Source organism: Serratia sp. CoH_134_PS_4, from assembly GCF_058190535.1.
In genome coordinates, this window is the sequence record NZ_JBXWKI010000001.1 from 702,968 (window position 1) to 723,642 (window position 20,675).

Here is a 20,675-nt window from a genome sequence, read left to right on the forward strand (position 1 = left end):
GCGATTAATCCCGCAACCAAGGGGTAACGGTCACGCCGATCAACATCCCTTCCGGGCTGAGTAAGCGGGTCACGCTTTGGCCCCACGGCTCTTCACGGTTGGCAACCAACAGGCGATAGCCGCGATCAATCAGCCCTTGAGTCGCCAGCGCGATATCGGCGACGTCGAATTCCATCCAGGCCTGCGGCACCGGCAGATCAACGGGCCATTGATCGCTACCGAAACACGATTGTGCGGCCTGCGCCAGCGGCCACAGGGCAAAGTGTTTTACCCCCTCCAGCGCGCCATGCTCGGTTAACAGATAGTCTGGATTACCTTCCATCGGCTTAAGCGGCAATCCCAATGCGTCAACATAAAAGGCTTTGCTGTGATCCGTCTCTTGAGTAATCGGGCCAAATCCAGCGATAAATAACACACCCAGTCCTGCGAACTGCTGTTCCATGTTCTCTCCTGTAAAGGACATCAACGCCCCTGGCGCATTTGTGTTGGGGAAAATCCGTAGGCCGCTTTAAAGCGATTGCTAAAGTGGCTGGACGAGCTAAAGCCGCACTCCAACGCAATCTGCGTCAGCGACAGTACGCTGTGGCACAGCAACCTTTCCGCCTGTTGCAACCGTGCACGCATCACGAACTGGTGCGGCGCCATACCGGTATCATGTTTGAACATACGGGCAAAGTGGAATTCACTCAACCCGGCCTCTGCCGCCAAATCTGACAGCAACAACGGTTGGTCCAGATGCTGCTCTATGTAGGCTTTCACCCGCCTGGCAACCACGGGGGCCAAACCGCCCCGTACCTGTGGCAACACCCAATGCAGTTGGCTGTAATGCTGCACCAAATGCGACATCAAAAAGGTCGTCGCACTACTGAGTGCCAGCTGATTGACATTCTCCTGCCAGTTACAGTTGAGTATAAACTGGCGAAACAGCAACGTAATCTTGGGATCTTCGCCAAACGCGAGCTGATCGAGGTTAATCGCGGCGGGGCTCCGATCCCAGGTGTGTTCCACCACCTGACGCAGATGCCGATCGGTGCAATAAAGGTGTACGAAAGATAAATCGCTGCGCACATCCCAGGTAGATTCATATTGACGGGGCATAATGCAGAAGCGGTCTGGCCCACCGCCATTTTTCCAACCGCCGGGCACTTTCTGATAGCACTCATACCCGTCTGCGACATACAGACTCAGCGTATGGTGATCGGCACTTTCCTGAGTAATGCGATCGTTACGGTTGGACCAGGCCGCAATTTCCACACCGGACCCCAGCTGCACATTGTTGTGCAACTGCGCGTTATGCTCCCGCAGTGTTTCAAACGCCTTGTACCTGGACATCACCCGCCCCCGCTTTTTCCAATGTTTCCAGTGTAGAGAGAGGTGCCGTACCACACCAGACGCTAACCCTCGCTTTTGCCAAAAAAAGCGCAAGAATATGCAATTGCGCGCAATGCACTGAAAGCGCGATACCCAGCCACGAAGGATACTGACCCAGTCTATTTTTGTCGGAGCCAATTATGAACACGCTGTTGTACCTGGCCGTGGTACTGATTTGGGGCACCACCTGGATTGCAATTACCTTACAACAAGCAGGCCCGGTGGCCATTCCTGTTTCCATCAGCTACCGCTTTGTTGTTGCCGCCATGACGATGTTTGTCATCTTGTTGTTGATGCGCCGCTTGCGCCGCATTGCCCCACGTGATCATGTGTTTTGCATCCTGCAAGGCTGCTGCGTTTTCGGTTTTAACTTCTACTGTTTTTACCATGCTGCGGCTTATATCAGCAGTGGTTTGGAATCGGTAATTTTTTCAATGGCAGTGCTGTTCAATGCCGTTAACGGCATGATTTTCTTTCGTCAACGCCCCAGTCCGAACCTGTTGCCGGCAGCGGTGCTGGGATTAACCGGGATCGTCGCCCTGTTCTGGCAAGATTTGGCCGCCACGCAAATGGCACCCGAACTGTTGAAAGGCATTGGACTGAGTGCGCTCGGTACTTACGGCTTTTCGCTGGGAAATATGATCAGTACTCGCCACCAGCGGCGCGGGCTGGATATTCTCTCCACCAATACCTATGCCATGAGCTACGGCGCAATACTGATGGCATTGATCGCGCTGTCTCAAGGAGCGTCGTTCCAGATTGAATTCAACACCCGCTATATTGGCTCATTGCTGTATCTGGCCATTTTTGGATCAGTGATTGCCTTCGCGGCCTACTTCAGTCTGCTGGGCCGCATTGGCGCCGGGGCTGCCGCCTACAGCACACTGTTGTTCCCGCTGGTCGCACTCAGCATTTCAACGTTCTATGAAGGCTACCAATGGCACCTCAATGCCGTGATGGGTTTAGGCATGATTTTACTCGGCAATCTGGTGATGTTTGCGAAGCCGGGCAGGTTCAGTGCGCTATGGCACAAGCGGGCCGTTTAAGTAAAGAGCGCCTTACTGGAAGGCGCCCCCCCTGGTTATCAGTTATCAGCCATCACCCAGAGCGAGTTTTTTTGGTTACTCCGCCATTAATAACCGGTCAGTTAATGTCGGTGAACGTTCCAATGAAACACTCAAGCGCCTGCGCCAGTTCGCTGGCGGCCTCCCGTGGGGGATGGTGCCCAACACCGGGCATCATTAATAAACGGGCGTTAGCAATCCCCTCAGCAATTTCCCCACTGAGCTCTGGCGGTGTCGCTACGTCTTGTTCCCCACAAATAACCCATGTCGGGGTCGTTATCAGCGGTAACAACGCACGGCAATCTCCGCGTTCGATGACCGCCGCATCTATCGCCAACGACAGCCCCTTACGGTCATGTTTCAGCATGATAGCCCGGTCTCTCACCATGGCCTGCGGATTGTTACGTCGCCAGGCTGGCGCATTGACGTGTTGCTGCACATTGATGAAAGCGGCCTCGCAATCTTCATGACTACCTTGCAGGAGTGTCGTTTTTAAACGCTCCCACGTCCCGTAGCGTTGGGGATCCTCTTCACGGGCGCTGGTTCCAATTAACACCAAACCGGACAACAATTCCGGGTGCTTTGCCGCCAACCGGATCCCCACCATTCCGCCCTGACTTTGCCCAATAAATACCACAGGCCCCAGAGAGAGTTCGTTAATCATCAACGCCAGATCGTCAGCAATATCATCCAGACTCCATCCCCGGTGATTGAAACTGCTTTCCCCGTGGCCTGGCATATCAAGCCCAATACAGCGGTAATTTTTTGCCAGTACTGCCATCTGCTCGGTAAAAATATCGCCATCGACAAAAAGTCCATGGGCAAACATGAGCACAGGTCCTTCACCACGATCCGTATAGGCATATTCTGTGTGATTGAGGCGTACCCTGTATTTCTCATCATCGCAGGTAGAATCAAAAGCTCGTGCAAGCAACGCTGAATCTTCAAAAATCTGATAACGCGCAATCAAACCCTCTCGGATTTGAAAATGCAGTACAAAATCGCTGCCTACAGTACGGCCGGTAGAAACCACCCGGTGGCGGAAATACCCTTTCACCATGACGCTATCATCGGAAACCCACCAGTTATCCAACCGGAAAACCCGTGGCTGAAAGTTTTCAGGGAATGACTGCAACCACTGACGCACCGACTCGCGTCCTTTCAATATGCCAACGGTTGAAACCTGTGTGACCCCGTCAACATGCCACACCACATCATCGGTCAGCAGTTGTAATGCGCTATCAACGTCGCCCGCCCCAAAAGCGCTGATGTAACGCTGCACAACTTCGGTATGAAGTGAGGTAAGGTTAGCCATGTCATGATCCTCTTAAGAAATAATAAAACCCGCCGTCAAAACTCGAACAAAGGGCGTCAGAGGGGTATTATTGGATTTCTTTTTATGCATAACTACAGAAGAAATTGCCAATAGGTTTTCTAAAAATGAAAAATATGGATTGGAACGATCTGCGTTATTTTCTTTGTGTGGCCAGGCATGCAAGCCTGACCGGCGCAGCACAAGAAATGAGTGTCAGCCAGTCCACTATCGCAAGACGTATTGCCGCATTAGAAGAGAGTCTGGGTACTGCGCTATTTGTGCGTCATGCAACGGGTTATTTCCTGACGGATAATGGGAAGGACGTTTTAACGCAAGCCGAACGCGTTGAAGCCCGGGTGTTTGAATTGGAAAAAGATGCATCAAACCTGGACGCGACAGTTGCCGGGGTTGTCCGGTTGGCCACTGCAGAAACAATGGCCACTCATGTCATTATTCCTGCATTGCCGTTATTGGCTGCACGCCATCCCAAACTACGGCTGGAGTTGATCACCGGCATCGACATGGTTGATCTCCCCCGCTATCAGGCAGATTTGGCATTACGCTTGGTGCGACCTGGTCACGGCAATTTAGTCATCCAAAAGCTGGGGAATATGCCCTCTGCTGTCTATGGCAGCCAGGATTACCTTGCCCTGTCCACACCAGAAGAAAGGCGCTTCATCTGCTGGGATAAAACTTTTGCACATCTGCCGGCCGCACAGTGGTTAGAAAAGCATGGACATAGCCAAGAACCGGCATTAACCACCAGCAGTGTCGCAACACAATATTCCGCAGCAAAAATGGGGATCGGCTTAGCCGTCTTGCCCTGTTTTATGGTGATGGATAATGATCCGCTGGTTCAAACGCTGACACCGCAAGAGGTATTCACAGAAGAATTGTGGCTGGTAACGCATGCTGACGTTCGTGTCTCAGCACGCGTGCGAGCGGTCAGCTGTTTTTTGCAGGATATTTTCAAGGCAACAGATACCCGGTGGCATAAGTAAAAACATCGTCTGGTGCACTTAACGACTCACGCTGGTGCACTATAGTGCACTGAATAGATTTAATTTTAATAAAATCAATATATTAAAAGTTGGCATGTTTTCTGCCTGTTCTCTTTGCAACTTTATAAAAAGGAGAACGGGCACATGCAAGAAAGCAACACCTTAAACGTTAAGCGTAGGCAGTTATTAAAACTCTCTGGGGCCCTGGCCAGCGGTATCGCGCTGGTGGGGTTGAATCGTAGTGCACTGGCGAACCTCTCTTCGGGCGACGCCCCTTTCACCACCCCCACCGTTGATAATCCGATCCGGATTAACTTCAACGAGAACCCACTGGGCATGTCACCCAAGGCTCAGGCCGCCGCACGTGATGCCGTGATCAAGGCCAACCGCTACGCCAAGGACGAGATCGTCGCGCTACGCAATAAACTGGCCAGCCAATATCAGGTACCCGAAACGGCAATCCTGCTCACCGCGGGTTCATCCGAAGGGATCCGCGCCGCAGTAGAAGCTTACGCCACTTTAGATACCCAGTTGGTGATCCCAGAACTGACCTACGGCGACGGCGAGCATTTTGCCAAAATCGCGGGTATGAAAATCACTAAAGTGCCGATGCTGGATGGTTGGCAGTTCGATATCGATGGATTGAAAAATGCGGTGGCAAACTACAAGGGTCCGTCATTGGTCTACCTGGTTAATCCAAATAACCCCACGGCAACCATTACGCCGGCAGATGTGATCGAACCCTGGATCGCCGCGAAACCGGCCAACACCCTGTTCATTGTGGATGAGGCTTACGCCGAGTTCGTCAATGACCCACGTTTTCGCTCGGTCGGCCCATTGTTCAAGCAGGGAGCGGACAATGTCATCCTGCTTAAAACCTTTTCAAAAATCTTTGCCATGGCAGGCATGCGTGTGGGCTACGCCGTGGCGCAGCCAGAGATCATTGCCCGTCTGAGTCACTACGTCGCCGGTGAGAAAATCAATTTCTGCGGTGTCGATGCAGCATTGGCCTCGCTGGATGATCAGGCCTTCATCACGTACAGCAAAAAGAGCAACGACACGTCACGCCAGATTCTGTTGGACGCATTAAAAGCGCTGAACATCACGTATTTGCCGTCCGAGGGCAACTTTGTCTTTCACCAGCTTAACGTGCCGCTGAAAGCGTATCAGCAGCACATGAAGCAGGCTGGCATCCTTATTGGGCGTGCGTTCCCTCCGGCCGATGCCTGGTGCCGCATCTCGCTCGGCACGCCGCAAGAGATGACCTTTGTCGCCAAAACCCTGCATGATTTCCGCGCCAAAGGCTGGGTATAGTGGCCCTGGCGTACTGAAACCTACCGCCAGTTCGCTGGCGGTTATCCCTATAACCCCTTTCATCCTAAAAGCTGACGCCTTATGGCTATACTGAGACTCTGCCGATTTTTCATAAGGACATCAGGATGCTGAGATTCTCTCGCCGTTGGCTGTTATCAGCAGCGCTTATTACGTTCGCAACGACCGCAGCAGAAACACCCAAATATGGCCAAGAGCTACAGGGCTTCCACTATCCTTACCCACTGCAACAGTTTAGTTTCGGCTCTCAGGGGCAGCAGTTGAGTATGGGCTACATGGACGTGCCGCCAGAGGGGAAAGCCAATGGCCACACAGCGGTGTTGATGCACGGCAAGAACTTCTGCGCGGCTACCTGGCAGGAAACCATTAAAGCGCTGACCAAGGCCGGTTATCGGGTGATTGCCCCGGATCAGATCGGTTTTTGCAGCTCGACCAAACCGCAACATTATCAATACAGTTTTCAACAGTTGGCGCAAAATACCCACGCGTTGCTGAGTAACCTGAAGATCAGTAAAGCGGTGATCGTCGGCCACTCTACCGGCGGCATGCTGGCAACCCGTTATAGCCTGATGTATCCGCAGGCAGTGGAACGACTGGTGATGGTCAATCCCATTGGGTTGGAAGATTGGAAAGCCAAGGGCGTGCCGTGGCGCAGCGTCGATCAGTGGTTCGAACGCGAACTCAAGACCTCCGCCGCCGGCATTCGGCAATATGAGTTGAACACTTACTATGTGGGCCGCTGGAAACCAGAATATGACCGCTGGGTCGATATGCTGGCCGGGTTGAACAATGGGCCGGGGCATCGCCTGGTGGCCTGGAACTCGGCGCTGATATACGACATGATTTTTACTCAACCGGTGTATTACGAGTTTAAGGATCTGCAAACGCCGACCACGCTGATGATTGGTACCGCCGATACCACAGCCATCGGCAGTGACATCGCGCCACCTGCGGTCAAAGCCAAACTGGGCAAATACAACGTTCTTGGCAAACAGGTGGCAACGCTGATCCCCCACGCCAACTTGATCGAATTCCCCGGACTGGGCCATGCGCCACAGATGGAGGAACCCACACAGTTTAACAATGCGCTGATTAAGGCATTGCAGCCCTAAGCGTCATTGGCTGGATCTGTCACCCATGCCTGCCTAAACTTTGCGCTACGGGTAACAATGGCAGCGGAGAAGACTATGCGACAGATTATTGTGGGCGCGTTTATCAGCCTTGATGGGGTCATGCAGGCCCCGGGTGGACCGGAAGAAGATACGACGGGTGGCTTTCAGTTTGGCGGTTGGACAGTGCCCTATTGGGATGACAGCATTGCCGCGGCAATGGGGGAGACTTTCTCTCAGCCGTTTGATTTACTGCTGGGCCGTAAAACCTATGACATTTTCGCCGCGCACTGGCCGCGTATCGAAACCGATCCCAACGCAGAGGGGTTTGAACAACTCAACGCAGAGATTGCCAACACCTTCAATCGGGCGACCAAATATGTCGCTACCCACCGGGGTGAAACGTTGGCATGGGAAAACAGCCAATGGTTGAGCCAGAATGTTGCCGCACGTCTGCGAGAGATCAAAGCCGGACAAGGACCGGCTCTGGTGGTTCAAGGCAGCACCGAGTTAATCCAACTGTTGCTGGCTGAGGATTTGGTGGACGAACTGCGTCTGCTGACCTACCCGCTGCTGCTGGGCGGCGGTAAACGCCTGTTCGGCAAGGGGACGTCACCGGCCGCCTTTAAGCTGGTTAAGTCAGTTATCTCACCCAGTGGGGTGATCATCGCGCACTATCAGCGCGCCGGTAACATCTCCACGGGATCTTTCGCATTGGAAGCCAGCGCGGCGAAGTAGCGGCTAGCCCTGCACAAAGTGGTCGTTCTGCATCCGGCAAGCCTTGTCATCTGTATCTATTTAACGAGGATTAAAAGCCCTTATCCTTCCCCCATCCAATGCCGGGGATCGTGCTATGGTATTAGCGGATTTTAGTAAGGAGTGGCCGATGCCGAGATTTCTCTCTTTACGCGCATTACGGCGCGTTGCCCTGACAGGAGTTGTTATGAGCCTTATGTTAAGCAGCAGTACCTTTGCCAGTTCACTGCCTCTGCTGGCCCCCTCTGCACTGAAGGGGCACTGGCAGCTGATCGACGCCGAGGACAAAACCGCTACCTGCAACGTTGAACTCAGTGATGAACTTATCGAAGGCAGCAACGCTTACCGCTTTACTGCCTCCGCGCAGTGCTTGCAACCGCTGGCGCTTAGCGAGCTGCCGGTTGCCTGGCGCCCAACGCCGGACGGCATGACGCTGACCAATGCCGACGGCAGCATGGTCGCGTTTCTCGCGCTGACCGCGCCCAAACGCTATGAAGTGATGAATCACACTGGCAAAGCGCGTTTTACGCTGATACCGCGCCCATAGTCACTGCGCTGTTTACATGGCGGCAGTGTGACACTTCTGCCGCCTACGCCCATCGATTACGCCACCAACAATCCCAATAACGCCCCGCCCGCCAATACCCACAGCGGGTGAATGTGTTTGTTCATGCTCAACACCGTGGCCAATAGAATAATCACCGCCAGCGGCCAACGGGGGGCAGAAGCCTCAGCGATCAGCACCCCGCTCGCCGCCACCAACCCAACGGTAACCGGTACGAGCCCACTCTGCACGCGGCGGCGCCAGGGTTTGTCCTTAAAGCGACGCCAGGCGCCCATCACCAACAACGTGACTATCGATGACGGGCCAAACTTGGCAACAGAAGACACCAACAGCCCGGCCCAGCCGGCCACGTGCCAGCCAATCAGTGGCACGATCATCATATTCGGTCCCGGCGCAGCCTGCGCCATAGCGAAAAGTGCACTGAATTCCTGCGCGCTCATCCATTGGTGAACCTCCACCACCTGACGCTGCATTTCCGGCAAAATTGTCATGCCGCCACCGAACGCCAACAGTGACAATTCCGTGAAGATGATCGCCAGCGAAATCAAAACACCGATCATGATGGGTTCCTCCACCACATCAGTAAAATACTCAGCGGTGCCAGCACCAGCATGGTCGGTAGCAACGGCAAACGCAGCCAGGCGATGGCGATCAAACAGAGTGCGACAATCCCCAGCGCCAGCCATTTACCGCGCAACGGCAACAGCATTTTGATCCCCGTGGACAGCAATAAACCCGCTGCCGCTGCCGCCAATCCGGCAAAGACGTGTTGCACATGGGCATCATTCTGGAAACGGGCATAAACCATACCCAGACCGACCACAATCGCCGTCGGCGCACTGATCAGCCCCAGCAATGCGCAGAAAGCACCGCGCAGGCCGCGAAACTCCATCCCCACCGCCACCGAAAGGTTGATCACATTGCCCCCAGGCAAGAATTGGCATAAACCCAGCAGCTCGGTGAACTGTTCGCCGCTCAGCCAGCGCCTGTCTTCTACCAGCATATTGCGCGCAAGCGGCAATACACCGCCAAAGCCAATCAGCCCAAGCATCAAAAAGCCCCAAAACAACTCGCCATTGCCCGGCGGGGCCGCAAGCCGTTCGTTTTTTACCGCATCAGATTCAGACATGGTCCTTCCACATTGCTTATTGTGATGACTGGTATGATGCGCGCCGTCATGACATGATGTCTAATGCATTTCGGAAGCAATAAGGATACCTAAAAGGTATGGCTATGATCGAACTTCGTCGCCTGCGGGCGTTCGTTACCGTGGTAGAAGAAGGTAATATCACCCGCGCTGCCGAACGTCTATTTATCCAGCAACCACCGCTGACCCGACTGCTGCAAGGACTGGAAGATGAGCTGGGCGTCAAACTGCTGCAACGCCTGCCGCGTGGGGTTCGCGTCACCGAGGCTGGCAGCGTGCTGTTCAATGAGGCGCGCGCCTTGCTGGCACGAGCAGAGCACTTGACCGAAGCCGTGCGCCGCGCCGCTCGTGGCGAACAAGGGCACATCGCCATCGGCTTTACCAGCTCCGCTGCCCTGCATCCGTTCGTGCCCAACCTGTTGCGGCGCTACCGTGAGATCCTGCCAGGTATTACCACCCAGTTGGAAGAAGCCGGCAGCGGAGAACTCTTGGATGCCTTGGTGGAGGAGCGGCTCGACGTTGCCTTTGTCCGTTCGCCTGTGGGCGGCATTCCGGGGCTAACCATTGAACCTGTGTTACGTGAGCCTATGCTGGTCGCTCTGCCTGTCGGGCATCCATTGGCAGTCAACAGCGAACAATCTCTGCCGCTGGCAGCGTTAACCCACGAAGCATTCATTCTTTATCGTCGCCCTGCCGGCCAAGGCCTGTATGATGCCATTTTGGCTGCCTGCCACCGCGCAGGGTTCAGTCCACGTGTTATTCAAGAAGCCCCACGCCTGCCCGCCACGCTCAGTCTGGTGGGGGCCGGTTTAGGGCTGTCGATTGTACCGGCCTCGATGCGGCGCTTGGGGGGAGATGGCATTATCTATCGGACGATTGCCGAACAAGCCCAGCTGAGTGCGCCACTTTACCTGGCGTTACGCAGCAATCGCGCCTCCGCCATCATCACACGTTTTCGCGATCTGGTGGCAGAGGCGGTCAGTGAGCAGCCGGCTGACTAGTCTTGTGTGTCGGTAATACGCGTGAGGTGGATCACCAGGTACAGCAGTTCATCGTTCGACATCTCCATTTGCAGCAGATTCTTCACGTAATCGCGGATCAGTAACGCGCCGCGATAAGCGTGCGGATATTCTTTGGTCACCTGCGCAAAAATAAAGTCGTCTTTCGACACCACCTGCTGCCCTTCCACCATTCGCTGGATAAAAAACTGCATATGAACCAGAAAACGTGCGTAATTGAGCGAATCTGTGTCGATATTGATGCGAAAGTGATATTTGATGATGTTGAATATATCCTTCAACATCTTCACCGCCAGCAGCGTGTGTTCCATGTTTTGCACATCGGTTTGCCCATTAACCAAATGGAAAGCGATGTTGCCGGCCTCTTCTTCCGGCAGCTGAATATTCAGCCGTTGGTTGATATAGGCCAGCGCCTGCGCCGCTACCGCAAACTCCTGCGGGTAAAAACGCTTCACTTCAAACAACAGCCGGTTCTGGATCGCAATCCCTTTGTGATAGCGTTCAATGGCGAAACTGATATGGTCTGCCAGCGTGAAGAAGATCTGCTCGTTAATCCGTCCGTTAAGATGGCGATTGGCCTCTGCGAGGATCATCTGCACAATCTCGATGTGTTCTTCCGGCGTCGTTTCTATCAAGCGCAGATAATCTCGGCCCTTTTGACCGTTTTGCACCACATACACTTTCTCGATCGCGGCCGGATCGAGAACGTCACCCACTTTGCTGTTAAACCCTATACCCTTACCCATAACGATAACTTCATTGTTATCGCCATCCGTCGATAGCACCAGGCTATTGTTGAGTACCTTAATGACTTCCATCGTCGTAGCCATCACCCTCTGTTTTTATTCGCGTTGCCGGCCATCGGAGGCAATCAGGCGTTGGTACCAGTCAAAACTGCGTTTCTTGATACGCCGCAGATCTTTCAGATCCTGCTCACCCCGGTTTACATAGATAAATCCATAACGTTTGGCATAGCCCTGATGAGTACTGACCACGTCTATCGCTGCCCACGGGCAATAACCGATCAGTTCAACGCCATCGTTAATCGCCAACTGCATCTGCTCAACATGTTGGCGCATAAACTCAATGCGGTAATCATCGTTAATTGTACCATCGGCCTGTAGCGCATCAGGGGCACCAATACCGTTTTCAGTAATTAATATGGGTAAATGATAGCGTTCAGCGGTTTTGCGTAATGTCAGCCGCAACCCAACCGGGTCGATCACCCAGCCGTAACGGGTTTTGCCGACGAAAGGATTCTCTGCCGCCCGATAAACCCCGGGTTCTCCCAACATGATTTGTTGATCGCCCGCACGCGCACTGACGTCTGAAGCATCACCACGGCTGGCGGCAATGGTCGCGGTAGAGTAGTAGTTTATCGCCACATAATCCGGTTTCCCCTGCAGCAACAGCGCCGCGTCGCCTGGCGCCATCTGCGGCGCTAATTCGCGGTCCAGTAAATAACGCCAGGCCAGAGGGTTATAGCGGCCATGCACGGCAACATCCAGGAAGCTCCAACAACGCAGCGTCTCCCAGTTATGGGCGGCGATAGCGTCCAGCGGATTGCAGGTTTCCTGATACATCGAGGTCGTGTTTATCGCCGGACCGATTTTAGCGCCCGGGCAACGCTGGTGACATAACGCCATCACGCGGGCCTGAGCCACCAGCATATGGTGGCTTTGCTGATACAGCACCCGTTTGGATGGCAATTCGCCCCCTTTGGGCATGCCAATGGCGCCTGGGTGCAAGATCATGGTGTTTTGTTCATTGATGGTCAGCCAATACTTCACTCGGTCACCAAAGGCGTTGAACAGCACACCGGCATAGTCGACAAAGGCGTCGATAGTGGCCCGATTGGACCAGCCGCCCTGTTGTTCCAGTATGTAAGGCAAATCGAAGTGATACAGCGTCACCACGGGCTCTATGCCATAACTCAACAGCTCATCAATCAACTGGCGATAAAAATCCAGCCCGGTGGCGTTGACCTCGCCGGTGCCATTAGGCAGCACTCGCGTCCAGGCAATTGAAAACCGATAGGCCTTTAACCCGAGTTCGGCGAACAACTTTACGTCCTCGCGGAAGCGGTGATAGTGATCGCTGGCAACCTTAAAATCGGCCGTCTCTTTGGGATGATCGAGCATATCCACAATCGATGGGCTTTTGCCGCCCTCGTTCCACGCGCCTTCCACCTGATAAGCGGAGGTGGATGCCCCCCACAGAAAATCTGCGGGGAAATCATTCAGTCGTTGATAAATCATGCCTGCTCCTGCTGCGCATTATTAAGGCTGATGATAGGTTGCCCAAAGCCCACCGCACCCGGCCTACGGCAACTCAGCTGCGGAAAGTCTTCGCTGTTGACCACCAGTATCGGCGTGGTCATGTCATAGCCCAGCCCGGTGATCGCCGCCAGATCAAAGCGCACCAGTTCATCTCCCACCTTAACGCGGTCGCCAATTTTCAAGCTTGAAGTGAAATGCTGCCCCGCCAGATTGACGGTGTCGATACCGATATGCACTAACAGTTCGACGCCGTTATCGCCCTTGATACCGACCGCATGTTTCGACGGCAAGAAGGTCATGACCTCTCCGTCCAGCGGCGCACGCAATACCCCTTCCTGTGGCCGTACCGCAACGCCCTGGCCCAATAATCCCTGAGAGAAAACGTCGTCATTCACCTGATCCAAGGCCACAAGTTGACCGGACATCGGGCTTAAAATCTGCTGTTCACTGCCGCTGAGTGGCTCCGCCGCCTTGACGTCTTGCTCATCAACCGGATCCTCAAAACCCAAGATCCAGGTCAGTGCAAAGGTCACTACAATCGCGATAGCGCAGGTGACCAACGCATGGACGATATTCATCGGGTTTTCACCGATAAAGGCTGGCAGCGCCGCTAACCCAGGGGAGACAAAGGCATAGCGAACCAGCCCGCTGAGTCCGGCATAGATACCTGCACAACCCCCGCCGATCATCGCCGCAATCAGTGGTTTGCGCAGTTTGAGCGTAACGCCATACAGCGAAGGCTCGGTGATGCCCAGCAGCGCAGTAAAACCGGCAGAAGACGCCAGTTGGCGCAGGTTTTTATTTTTCGTGCGGAAGGCCACGCACAGGGTCGCCGCGCCCTGTGCAATGTTAGATGCCAACATACCGGGCCCATTGATCATCTCGAAACCGTTCTTACTCAACTGCCCGGTCGCAATCGGCGTCATGGCCCAGGCAGTGCCGGTGATCACCAGAAACGGCTGTAACCCCCCCATCAACATCGGAATCAACCAACTGGCTTTACCGTCAACGATCGCCGCACCGGCCGCAACCAGGTCATTGAGGAAAATACCGAATGGCCCCACCACCACTAACGCCAGCGGTGCGGTAACCAACAGGATAATCATTGGCTTAGTGAAAAATTTGATCATCGTCGGTGAGACTTTCTCGGCAAAACGTTCGATATAAGACATCAGCCATACGGTGAAAATAATCGGCAGCACTGAGCCGGCGTAATCCGCCAAGCGCACAGGAACACCGACAAAATCAATCGCCGTGCCTGCCGCCAGCATCTGCGCCAGATTCGGGTGCAGCAACACCCCGGCGATGGTCATTGCCAAGATCGGGTTACACTCAAACTTGATCGCCGCACCGTAAGCCAGCAATACCGGCAGGAAGAAAAATGCCGCATCGGCAATGGTGTCCAACAAATGGTAGGTCGGGCTGGCAGCGTCTATCGCCCCGGTCAGCTTGAGGATCGCCAACAGTGCCTTAATCATCCCCGCGCCAGTGATCGCCGGGATCACCGGCGTGAACGTGGTAGAGATCACACTGATGATCCGCGACATCACCCCGCCCCGTGCCGGAGATGTTTTTTCGCTTTGACGGCCAGAGAGCTCGCCAATTTCTTTTTGTAGCGTACGGAAGGTTTGCTGCACGTTATTGCCAATCACGATCTGAAACTGGCCGCCGCGCTCCACCACGCTGATCACGCCCGGCAGAGCCTCAATGGCCTTCGCCTCTACCTTGCTGTCATCGTTAAACTCCATACGCAGGCGGGTGGCGCAGTGTGTCAGTTTGCTGACATTGCCCTTGCCACCGACCCGCGCCAATATCTCTAGCCCCAGCTGTTTGTAATCCATCATGTTTCCCCGGTAAAAAAACAAAAAAAAAGACCAAAATCAAAATGCGCCTCATCACAAGGAGAGGTGCATTCCTATTTTGGTCTTGCCTGCCGAAGCAGTAACACGCCGTAATAAAAATGTCTGGCGATCGCTAAGATCGCAGCGAAAGTATCGTCACAGTTGTGATTTTTCGGCAATAGCCTGCGTCAATCTTTGTGATTAACATCACTCATTTTCTGAAATGCACGGCTGTGTTGTCTGCATGCCCTGCCTTAGCGCCGTCGCGGTTTAATTAACCGGTTAAAATAACACCAGCAATAAGAAAAACACCTTGATAGATTAAATTTGTTTATTATTCATTTAATAAAAAACGAAATTAAACTGGTAACGAGGGATTATTATTTTAAAACAAACCCAATAATTACAACCCCACTCAATTGGTAACACAAACAAATAAATTATTCGCTACGAATGCAGCTCAACCCACTATGATTTAACCGTCGCCGAACATTTTAACGCGGCAACAAACGCCTGCAGTCAATAAACAAACCAATAAACACGCCGATACTTCGGCAAATATTCAATATATTGGAGAAATTATATGTTATCGCGTCGTGATATATTAAAAGCCTCTGCGGTAAGCGCAGCGGCAGCCAGCGTCATGGGAGCTATGATTAAATCCGCCAGCGCCGACGAACATCGCAATATTGTCCCACCCAGTACTTTCCAACCCGCCGCCGATGCACAAAACGTTTATAAGTATGTCTTTGCCAACAGTAAGAAACGCAGCCTGCCCAAGGGGTGGGCCAGAGAGGCCACCGTCGAACAATTCCCGATTTCTGAAGGCGTCGCCGGGGTAGATATGACATTGGAACCGGGCGGCGTACGTGAGCTTCACTGGCACGCCATTGCCGCCGAGTGGGCATTTATGCTGGAAGGCCATGCGCGCATTACCATCATCGAACCGGACGGAAAGTGTGAAGTGGCGGACTTTGGCGCTGGCGACGTCTGGTACTTCCCCAAAGGCTATGGGCACTCGATACAGGCGCTGGCAGACGGCGCACACTTTGTCTTAACCTTTGATAACGGTCATTTTTCCGAATTCGGTACTTTTAGCATTACCGACTGGGTAGCGCACATGCCTAAAGAGGTGTTGGAAAAAAGCGTTAATATGCCTGCATCGGTATTTTCCAAAGCCAAACAGGGTGAAGCCTATATTGTCGGCGGCGCAATTCCGCCGGCGTTGCCCCTTCCCACCCAAGATGGCGGATTGAATAACGCCCCGCTGGCCCATCGCTATGAATTAATGAAACAAAAACCTTTCTTTGAAAACGATGCAGGCAGCGTTCATTTGGTGTCGTCAAAAGAATTTCCTATTTCAACCACCATGACCGGAATTGTAGAAATCGTCAAACCTGGTGCAGTGCGGGAATTGCACTGGCACCCCAACGCCAATGAATGGCAATACTATATTTCCGGCAAGGGTCGCATGACGGTATTTAGTTCACACGGTCATGCGCAGACATCTGAATATGCACCGACCGACGTCGGTTATGTCCCGCAGGGTTTTGGTCACTACATTGAGAATATGGGCGATGAGGATCTTAAGGTGTTAATTGTACTGGATAACGGCATTTACCAGGATATTTCGCTGTCTGACTGGCTGGCAAAAACGCCGGCCTATCTACTGGCTGATAACTTCAATAATCAGATTGCCGACTGGCAAGATCGCCCCAAGGATAAACTGGTGATGTCCCGCCGCAGAGGTTGATGGATAGCGAGGGGGTAACCCCCTCGCCAACGGCTACTGCTTGCGCTGTTCCGCGACCTGCTTGGCCGTTACCTTCCCTTGTTTTTCACCAAACTGACCGACGACGTAGTTAGCTACCGCAGCCACTTCCTCATCCGAATATTGGGCCCCAAAGTCCGGCATAAATTCGTGCTGCTCACCGATACTGATACGCGTACCTTTCAGAATGGCCTGCACCACGCTGCGGCCCTGGGGATCGTTGACTGCGGTGCTGCCAACCAACGACGCATATTTGCTCTGGCGGCCCGTACCGTTCCACTGGTGGCAACCACTGCAATCCCCCGCAAATAAACGGCGTCCCAGTGAATCTTCCTGCCCGCCCGGCAATATCGCGCTGGACGACGTTGCCCCCTTCGGCTGCAGATTGACCGCGCTGGCACTGTCGGTGGCGATAGGCTCGATATTGCGCAGGTATTTCACCAGCGCCCGATTATCCTCCGGCGTCAGGTACTGCAGGCTGTTCTCTACTGCTTCCGCCATCGGGCCAGAAGCGCTGCTGCGGCCTTCCGCATGACCGGTTGCCAAATACTGCGACAGTTGCTGCTCGCTCCAGCCCCCAATACCTGTTTGTGGGTCCGGGGTAATATTGGCGGCAAACCACCCCTGGATCACCTCACCGCTAAGGTTTTTGCTTTGATTGATGCCAAAGCCCAGGTTGCGTGGCGTGTGGCATTCGCTACAGTGCCCCAACGCCGTGGCCAGGTAAGCCCCACGGTTCCACTGTTCATCCTGATTCTGGTTGGGTTCAAAACGTTTCTCATTGAAAAATGCCAGGTTCCAGAACTTCATGCCCCAGCGTTGGTTAAACGGAAACGACAGCCCATTTTCCGGGTTGGCTTGCTTCACGGGCGGCAAGCTAAACAGGTAGGCTTTGATCGCCAATACGTCGTCGCGGCTCATCGCAGTATATGAGGTGTAAGGCATGGCGGGATACAGATTCCCCTGTGGCCCAACCCCCTCACGCACAGCACGTACAAACTGATCGTCACTCCAGCCACCGATGCCGGTTTCTTCGTCGGCGGTAATGTTGGTGCCATAAATGGTGCCGAACGGCAGTTTAAAGGCAAAGCCACCGGCAAAAGGTTTCCCGCCTGGTGCCGTGTGGCAAGCCACGCAGTCGGCGGCACGGGCAAGATATTCACCGCGAGCCAGCTTATCGCTCATCCCTGCCGGGGCTCCGGCGATAGGGGCTGTGGGCTCGGGGCCAACCGGGCGTAACAGGGTATAGAGCGCGTAACCGCCCGCTATCACCACGATTACGACAATCAACCATAATAGCCATCTCAGGGCGTTGCTCATGGGTTTCTCCCTTAATCCAACGCCTTGGCGGCCTGGTGGATGGCAGCGCGAATGCGCACGTAGGTAGCGCAGCGGCAAACGTTGCCACTCATCGCCGCGTCAATATCGGCATCGCTCGGATTTTTGCTCTGTGTCAGCAGGGCACTGGCACTCATAATTTGACCGGATTGGCAGTATCCACATTGCACTACGTCCAGATTGACCCAGGCCGCCTGCACCGCTTTGCCTGCCGGCGTTTCGCCGATCGCTTCGATAGTGGTGATTTTCTTGCCCTCAGCGGCTGAAACCGGCGTCATGCATGAACGCACCGGCACACCATCCAGGTGGACAGTACAAGCACCACACATCGCAATGCCGCAGCCAAATTTGGTGCCCGTCAGGCCGGCTTCATCACGTAAAAACCACAGCAGCGGCATGTGGGGATCGCCATCAAACGTCAGCGGTTGGTCGTTCACGGTTAAAGTTATCATGCTGTTCTCCTTGATCAGACGCTGGCGTCGGGGTTAGGTCGATGAAATGGCAGACTAAGCGAAGTCCGCGGCCGCCCGAGCAACGCCAACGCATTGCCGACCGCAGGTGCAATCGTGGGGACACCGAGTTCCCCTACGCCAGTGGGTTTCTCCGTTGAAGGCACAATAATCACGTCTATTTCCGGCATTTCATCAATGCGCAGCGGGCGGAAATTGTTGAAGTTGGATTGCTCAATCACGCCATCTTTCAAGGTGATGTTGCCGTACAGCGCGATGCTCAGGCCATAACCAATTCCCCCCTCAATCTGTGCACGAATCACATCGGGGTTGACTGCCACACCGCAATCCACCGCACACCACACTTTGTGCACTCGTGGAATACCGCCTTCGCCGATAGAGACCTCGGCTATCTGCGCCACCAGCGTATCGAACGCCTTGGCAACACCGACGCCACGCGCCCGCCCCTCCACCACTTTCGCACCTTGCCAATTGGCAGCTTTGGCCACCGCACGCAATACCCCTGCCTCACGCGGCGCATCTCCCATCAACGCCAAGCGCCCCTCGACCGGATCCTGCCCGGTCTCTTGCAGCAGTTGATCGATAAAGCTTTCCACCGCGTGACCGGTATGGGTACTGGCGACCGATCTCAGTGACGTCGTCGGCACCTTACCCGGCACGATATGCGCGTCGCAGCGGAAACTTTCAAAGCTATAGGGCACTTCACTGGCACCTTCAACCATCATCTGATCGAGGCCGTTAACCACCAGTGCCGTCATCGCGCTGTTAAGCGTCCAGGAATGGCCGACGATGGTATCGCTCCAGGCCACCACCTTGCCGCCACGGATCGCACCGCGCATCCGATGCAAGATCATCGGGCGGTACCACCCATTGCGAATATCATCCTCACGCGTCCAGACCACCTTCACGCCGTGGCCTGGGCCAATGGCCTTGGCCGCCGCCGCCATATCCGCGGCCAGATCCGGCCCCAGCGTTGGGTTACCCAAATCAATACGTCGCCCAAAACTGCCGCCAGCCAAAATGGTTTCAATTTCTACTTTGTCCGGCGGCAGTTGGAACAGATCGCACAGCTGTTTATGATCGAGGGTTTGGATCTGGCAGCCGTATCGCGCCTTGACGCTTTCGCCATCCCAGAACAGGTAACCGTCCAAGGGTTCCATCGGCGCATGAGCAACGTACGGGAAGGTGTATTCCGCCTCGATGACCTTATCGGCTTTATTAAAAGCGTCATCCAGATTGCCGTGGCTTTTCGCCACGACGCCGGCCTTTTGGGCCACCTGCCGAAACTCGGCAAAGATCTGTTCGGTGTTGCGGCGTTCGGCCTGCGAGTCATCCCACTCCACCTGCAATTTTTCGCGTCCCTGGATCGCCGCCCAGGTGTTTTTGGCGTACACCGCTACGCCGGTATCGGTCAGTTTCACCGTAACGACGCCCGGCACCGCCAGCGCCTTGCTGGCATCAAACGAGGCCACCTTGCCGCCAAAGCGCGGCGGCTTTTTGATGGTCACCGTCAGCATGTCCGGCTCATGAATGTCCTGCGTAAATTGTGCCGTGCCGTTGGTCTTCGCCAGTGAATCCACCCGGTGCAGGCCGCTGGCCTTGCCGATCAGGGTAAAATTGGCGGGGTCTTTGAGTGTCAATGTGGCGGGATCGGGTGGCGGCAGTTGGCTGGCTAACAGGGCAAACTCACCGAAGCCTGCTTCACGCCCACTGGCAGCATGGCGGATCTTGCCCGCCTGCACGGTAATTTCCTGCGCTGATGTTTTCCAACGTTGCGCGGCGGCCTGAACCAGCATCGCACGCGCCATGGCGCCCATGCGGCGCATCTGCTCGTAAGCATTGGCTACCGAGCTGGAACCCCCGGTGCCCTGGAAACCGAATGACAGGTTTTTGTAGACGTTGGTGTCAACCGGCGCGGCAACCACCCGCACCTGCGCCCAGTCGGCGTCCAGCTCTTCGGCGACCAGGGTCGCCATGCCGGTGTACACACCCTGGCCCACCTCGGTGTGTTTACTGATTACGGTGACAATCCCTTCCTGGTCGATCTGCACGAAGGCATTGGCTGCATGAGGATTGTTTTCAGGCACGGAGGCGGAGGATGAGCGGGCCAGAGCGCCGGTAGACGGCAGGTAGGCTCCGATCACCAGCGCACTGGCGCCGACGATAAAACGCCGCCGGGTAAGCGGGACTTCGGGTAGATTCATTGCTCATAGCTCCAAAATGCCGATCAACCTTAATCAATGCGGCGAAATCATTCTTTTTATGCGCACCGTCTGCATGCACTAGCGCGACAGGCT

General features: G+C 54.5%; 19 protein-coding genes. 8 read left to right on the forward strand and 11 right to left on the reverse strand.

What is annotated here, in order from left to right:
- Positions 1 to 4: 4 nt before the first annotated feature.
- A complete protein-coding gene (locus AC2FCQ_RS03205; RefSeq protein WP_209633267.1) occupies positions 5 to 442 on the reverse strand; it encodes a VOC family protein in 438 nt (145 codons plus the stop codon).
- 20 nt (positions 443 to 462) lie between these two features.
- Positions 463 to 1,332 carry a helix-turn-helix domain-containing protein gene (locus AC2FCQ_RS03210; protein ID WP_490307555.1) on the reverse strand — a complete coding sequence of 290 codons (870 nt, stop codon included), beginning with the start codon at positions 1,330 to 1,332 and terminating at the stop codon, positions 463 to 465.
- A 179-nt stretch (positions 1,333 to 1,511) separates the two neighbouring features.
- On the opposite strand from AC2FCQ_RS03210, the gene AC2FCQ_RS03215 reads away from it, so the two are divergent.
- Positions 1,512 to 2,417 carry a DMT family transporter gene (locus AC2FCQ_RS03215; RefSeq protein WP_209633262.1) on the forward strand — a complete coding sequence of 302 codons (906 nt, stop codon included), beginning with the start codon at positions 1,512 to 1,514 and terminating at the stop codon, positions 2,415 to 2,417.
- Between the two features lie 97 nt (positions 2,418 to 2,514).
- Here AC2FCQ_RS03215 and AC2FCQ_RS03220 read toward each other — a convergent pair whose 3' ends face one another.
- Positions 2,515 to 3,750 (reverse strand): alpha/beta fold hydrolase, encoded by a 1,236-nt coding sequence (locus tag AC2FCQ_RS03220; protein WP_490307556.1) that lies wholly within the window; start codon positions 3,748 to 3,750, stop codon positions 2,515 to 2,517.
- Between the two features lie 125 nt (positions 3,751 to 3,875).
- Here AC2FCQ_RS03220 and AC2FCQ_RS03225 point away from each other — a divergent pair, with 125 nt between their 5' ends.
- The 5 genes from AC2FCQ_RS03225 to AC2FCQ_RS03245 all read left to right on the forward strand — a co-directional run bounded on the left by AC2FCQ_RS03225 (position 3,876) and on the right by AC2FCQ_RS03245 (position 8,495).
- Positions 3,876 to 4,751, forward strand: coding sequence for a LysR family transcriptional regulator (locus AC2FCQ_RS03225; RefSeq protein WP_490307557.1), 876 nt, complete (start codon positions 3,876 to 3,878; stop codon positions 4,749 to 4,751).
- A gap of 144 nt (positions 4,752 to 4,895) precedes the next feature.
- Positions 4,896 to 6,065: a pyridoxal phosphate-dependent aminotransferase gene (locus tag AC2FCQ_RS03230; RefSeq protein WP_490307558.1), complete on the forward strand. Its 1,170-nt coding sequence runs from the start codon at positions 4,896 to 4,898 to the stop codon at positions 6,063 to 6,065.
- A 125-nt stretch (positions 6,066 to 6,190) separates the two neighbouring features.
- Positions 6,191 to 7,195 (forward strand): alpha/beta fold hydrolase, encoded by a 1,005-nt coding sequence (locus AC2FCQ_RS03235; protein ID WP_490307559.1) that lies wholly within the window; start codon positions 6,191 to 6,193, stop codon positions 7,193 to 7,195.
- A 75-nt stretch (positions 7,196 to 7,270) separates the two neighbouring features.
- Complete coding sequence (locus tag AC2FCQ_RS03240) at positions 7,271 to 7,930, forward strand: dihydrofolate reductase family protein (protein WP_490307560.1); 660 nt, start codon at positions 7,271 to 7,273, stop codon at positions 7,928 to 7,930.
- Between the two features lie 205 nt (positions 7,931 to 8,135).
- Entirely contained in the window at positions 8,136 to 8,495 is a 360-nt protein-coding gene (locus AC2FCQ_RS03245; RefSeq protein ID WP_209633253.1) for an AprI/Inh family metalloprotease inhibitor, read from the forward strand.
- Between the two features lie 56 nt (positions 8,496 to 8,551).
- On the opposite strand, the gene AC2FCQ_RS03250 is transcribed toward AC2FCQ_RS03245, so the two are convergent.
- Together AC2FCQ_RS03250 and AC2FCQ_RS03255 are read right to left on the reverse strand one after the other, a co-directional pair.
- A complete protein-coding gene (locus AC2FCQ_RS03250; protein WP_490307561.1) occupies positions 8,552 to 9,073 on the reverse strand; it encodes a chromate transporter in 522 nt (173 codons plus the stop codon).
- A complete protein-coding gene (locus AC2FCQ_RS03255; protein WP_265556901.1) occupies positions 9,070 to 9,642 on the reverse strand; it encodes a chromate transporter in 573 nt (190 codons plus the stop codon). Before AC2FCQ_RS03255 ends, AC2FCQ_RS03250 begins: the two co-directional genes overlap by 4 nt.
- Before the next feature lie 98 nt (positions 9,643 to 9,740).
- On the opposite strand from AC2FCQ_RS03255, the gene AC2FCQ_RS03260 reads away from it, so the two are divergent.
- Positions 9,741 to 10,661, forward strand: a complete 921-nt coding sequence (locus AC2FCQ_RS03260) for a LysR family transcriptional regulator (protein ID WP_209633246.1) — start codon at positions 9,741 to 9,743, stop codon at positions 10,659 to 10,661.
- Here AC2FCQ_RS03260 and licT read toward each other — a convergent pair.
- The 3 genes from licT to AC2FCQ_RS03275 are packed head-to-tail and all read right to left on the reverse strand — an operon-like array spanning position 10,658 to position 14,799.
- Positions 10,658 to 11,497: a BglG family transcription antiterminator LicT gene (gene licT, locus AC2FCQ_RS03265; RefSeq protein ID WP_209634196.1), complete on the reverse strand. Its 840-nt coding sequence runs from the start codon at positions 11,495 to 11,497 to the stop codon at positions 10,658 to 10,660. The two genes, AC2FCQ_RS03260 and licT, sit on opposite strands and share 4 nt — an antisense overlap.
- Before the next feature lie 24 nt (positions 11,498 to 11,521).
- Positions 11,522 to 12,937: a glycoside hydrolase family 1 protein gene (locus tag AC2FCQ_RS03270; protein WP_490307562.1), complete on the reverse strand. Its 1,416-nt coding sequence runs from the start codon at positions 12,935 to 12,937 to the stop codon at positions 11,522 to 11,524.
- On the reverse strand, positions 12,934 to 14,799 hold the full coding sequence (locus AC2FCQ_RS03275; protein WP_490307563.1) for a beta-glucoside-specific PTS transporter subunit IIABC: 1,866 nt from the start codon (positions 14,797 to 14,799) through the stop codon (positions 12,934 to 12,936). Before AC2FCQ_RS03275 ends, AC2FCQ_RS03270 begins: the two co-directional genes overlap by 4 nt.
- Positions 14,800 to 15,382: 583 nt before the next feature.
- On the opposite strand from AC2FCQ_RS03275, the gene AC2FCQ_RS03280 reads away from it, so the two are divergent.
- Positions 15,383 to 16,552, forward strand: a complete 1,170-nt coding sequence (locus tag AC2FCQ_RS03280; protein WP_490307564.1) for a cupin domain-containing protein — start codon at positions 15,383 to 15,385, stop codon at positions 16,550 to 16,552.
- Between the two features lie 33 nt (positions 16,553 to 16,585).
- On the opposite strand, the gene AC2FCQ_RS03285 is transcribed toward AC2FCQ_RS03280, so the two are convergent.
- Genes AC2FCQ_RS03285 through AC2FCQ_RS03295 form a run of 3 tightly spaced genes read right to left on the reverse strand, consistent with a single transcriptional unit; the run spans position 16,586 to position 20,582 of the window.
- Entirely contained in the window at positions 16,586 to 17,890 is a 1,305-nt protein-coding gene (locus AC2FCQ_RS03285; protein ID WP_490307565.1) for a c-type cytochrome, read from the reverse strand.
- Between the two features lie 11 nt (positions 17,891 to 17,901).
- Positions 17,902 to 18,360 carry a (2Fe-2S)-binding protein gene (locus tag AC2FCQ_RS03290; RefSeq protein ID WP_209633236.1) on the reverse strand — a complete coding sequence of 153 codons (459 nt, stop codon included), beginning with the start codon at positions 18,358 to 18,360 and terminating at the stop codon, positions 17,902 to 17,904.
- A 14-nt stretch (positions 18,361 to 18,374) separates the two neighbouring features.
- A complete protein-coding gene (locus AC2FCQ_RS03295; RefSeq protein ID WP_209633234.1) occupies positions 18,375 to 20,582 on the reverse strand; it encodes a xanthine dehydrogenase family protein molybdopterin-binding subunit in 2,208 nt (735 codons plus the stop codon).
- Positions 20,583 to 20,675: the final 93 nt, after the last annotated feature.

Excerpts from the sequence above, each read along its gene's own strand:
- AC2FCQ_RS03280 (WP_490307564.1), top strand. The coding sequence starts at position 15,383 with ATGTTATCGCGTCGTGATATATTAAAAGCCTCTGCGGTAAGCGCAGCG.
- AC2FCQ_RS03245 (WP_209633253.1), top strand. The coding sequence starts at position 8,136 with ATGAGCCTTATGTTAAGCAGCAGTACCTTTGCCAGTTCACTGCCTCTG.
- AC2FCQ_RS03240 (WP_490307560.1), top strand. The coding sequence starts at position 7,271 with ATGCGACAGATTATTGTGGGCGCGTTTATCAGCCTTGATGGGGTCATG.
- AC2FCQ_RS03220 (WP_490307556.1), bottom strand. The coding sequence starts at position 3,750 with ATGGCTAACCTTACCTCACTTCATACCGAAGTTGTGCAGCGTTACATC.
- licT (WP_209634196.1), bottom strand. The coding sequence starts at position 11,497 with ATGGAAGTCATTAAGGTACTCAACAATAGCCTGGTGCTATCGACGGAT.
- AC2FCQ_RS03215 (WP_209633262.1), top strand. The coding sequence starts at position 1,512 with ATGAACACGCTGTTGTACCTGGCCGTGGTACTGATTTGGGGCACCACC.
- AC2FCQ_RS03285 (WP_490307565.1), bottom strand. The coding sequence starts at position 17,890 with ATGAGCAACGCCCTGAGATGGCTATTATGGTTGATTGTCGTAATCGTG.
- AC2FCQ_RS03205 (WP_209633267.1), bottom strand. The coding sequence starts at position 442 with ATGGAACAGCAGTTCGCAGGACTGGGTGTGTTATTTATCGCTGGATTT.
- AC2FCQ_RS03250 (WP_490307561.1), bottom strand. The coding sequence starts at position 9,073 with ATGATCGGTGTTTTGATTTCGCTGGCGATCATCTTCACGGAATTGTCA.
- AC2FCQ_RS03230 (WP_490307558.1), top strand. The coding sequence starts at position 4,896 with ATGCAAGAAAGCAACACCTTAAACGTTAAGCGTAGGCAGTTATTAAAA.
- AC2FCQ_RS03210 (WP_490307555.1), bottom strand. The coding sequence starts at position 1,332 with ATGTCCAGGTACAAGGCGTTTGAAACACTGCGGGAGCATAACGCGCAG.
- AC2FCQ_RS03290 (WP_209633236.1), bottom strand. The coding sequence starts at position 18,360 with ATGATAACTTTAACCGTGAACGACCAACCGCTGACGTTTGATGGCGAT.
- AC2FCQ_RS03255 (WP_265556901.1), bottom strand. The coding sequence starts at position 9,642 with ATGTCTGAATCTGATGCGGTAAAAAACGAACGGCTTGCGGCCCCGCCG.
- AC2FCQ_RS03260 (WP_209633246.1), top strand. The coding sequence starts at position 9,741 with ATGGCTATGATCGAACTTCGTCGCCTGCGGGCGTTCGTTACCGTGGTA.
- AC2FCQ_RS03235 (WP_490307559.1), top strand. The coding sequence starts at position 6,191 with ATGCTGAGATTCTCTCGCCGTTGGCTGTTATCAGCAGCGCTTATTACG.
- AC2FCQ_RS03225 (WP_490307557.1), top strand. The coding sequence starts at position 3,876 with ATGAAAAATATGGATTGGAACGATCTGCGTTATTTTCTTTGTGTGGCC.
- AC2FCQ_RS03275 (WP_490307563.1), bottom strand. The coding sequence starts at position 14,799 with ATGGATTACAAACAGCTGGGGCTAGAGATATTGGCGCGGGTCGGTGGC.
- AC2FCQ_RS03295 (WP_209633234.1), bottom strand. The coding sequence starts at position 20,582 with ATGAATCTACCCGAAGTCCCGCTTACCCGGCGGCGTTTTATCGTCGGC.
- AC2FCQ_RS03270 (WP_490307562.1), bottom strand. The coding sequence starts at position 12,937 with ATGATTTATCAACGACTGAATGATTTCCCCGCAGATTTTCTGTGGGGG.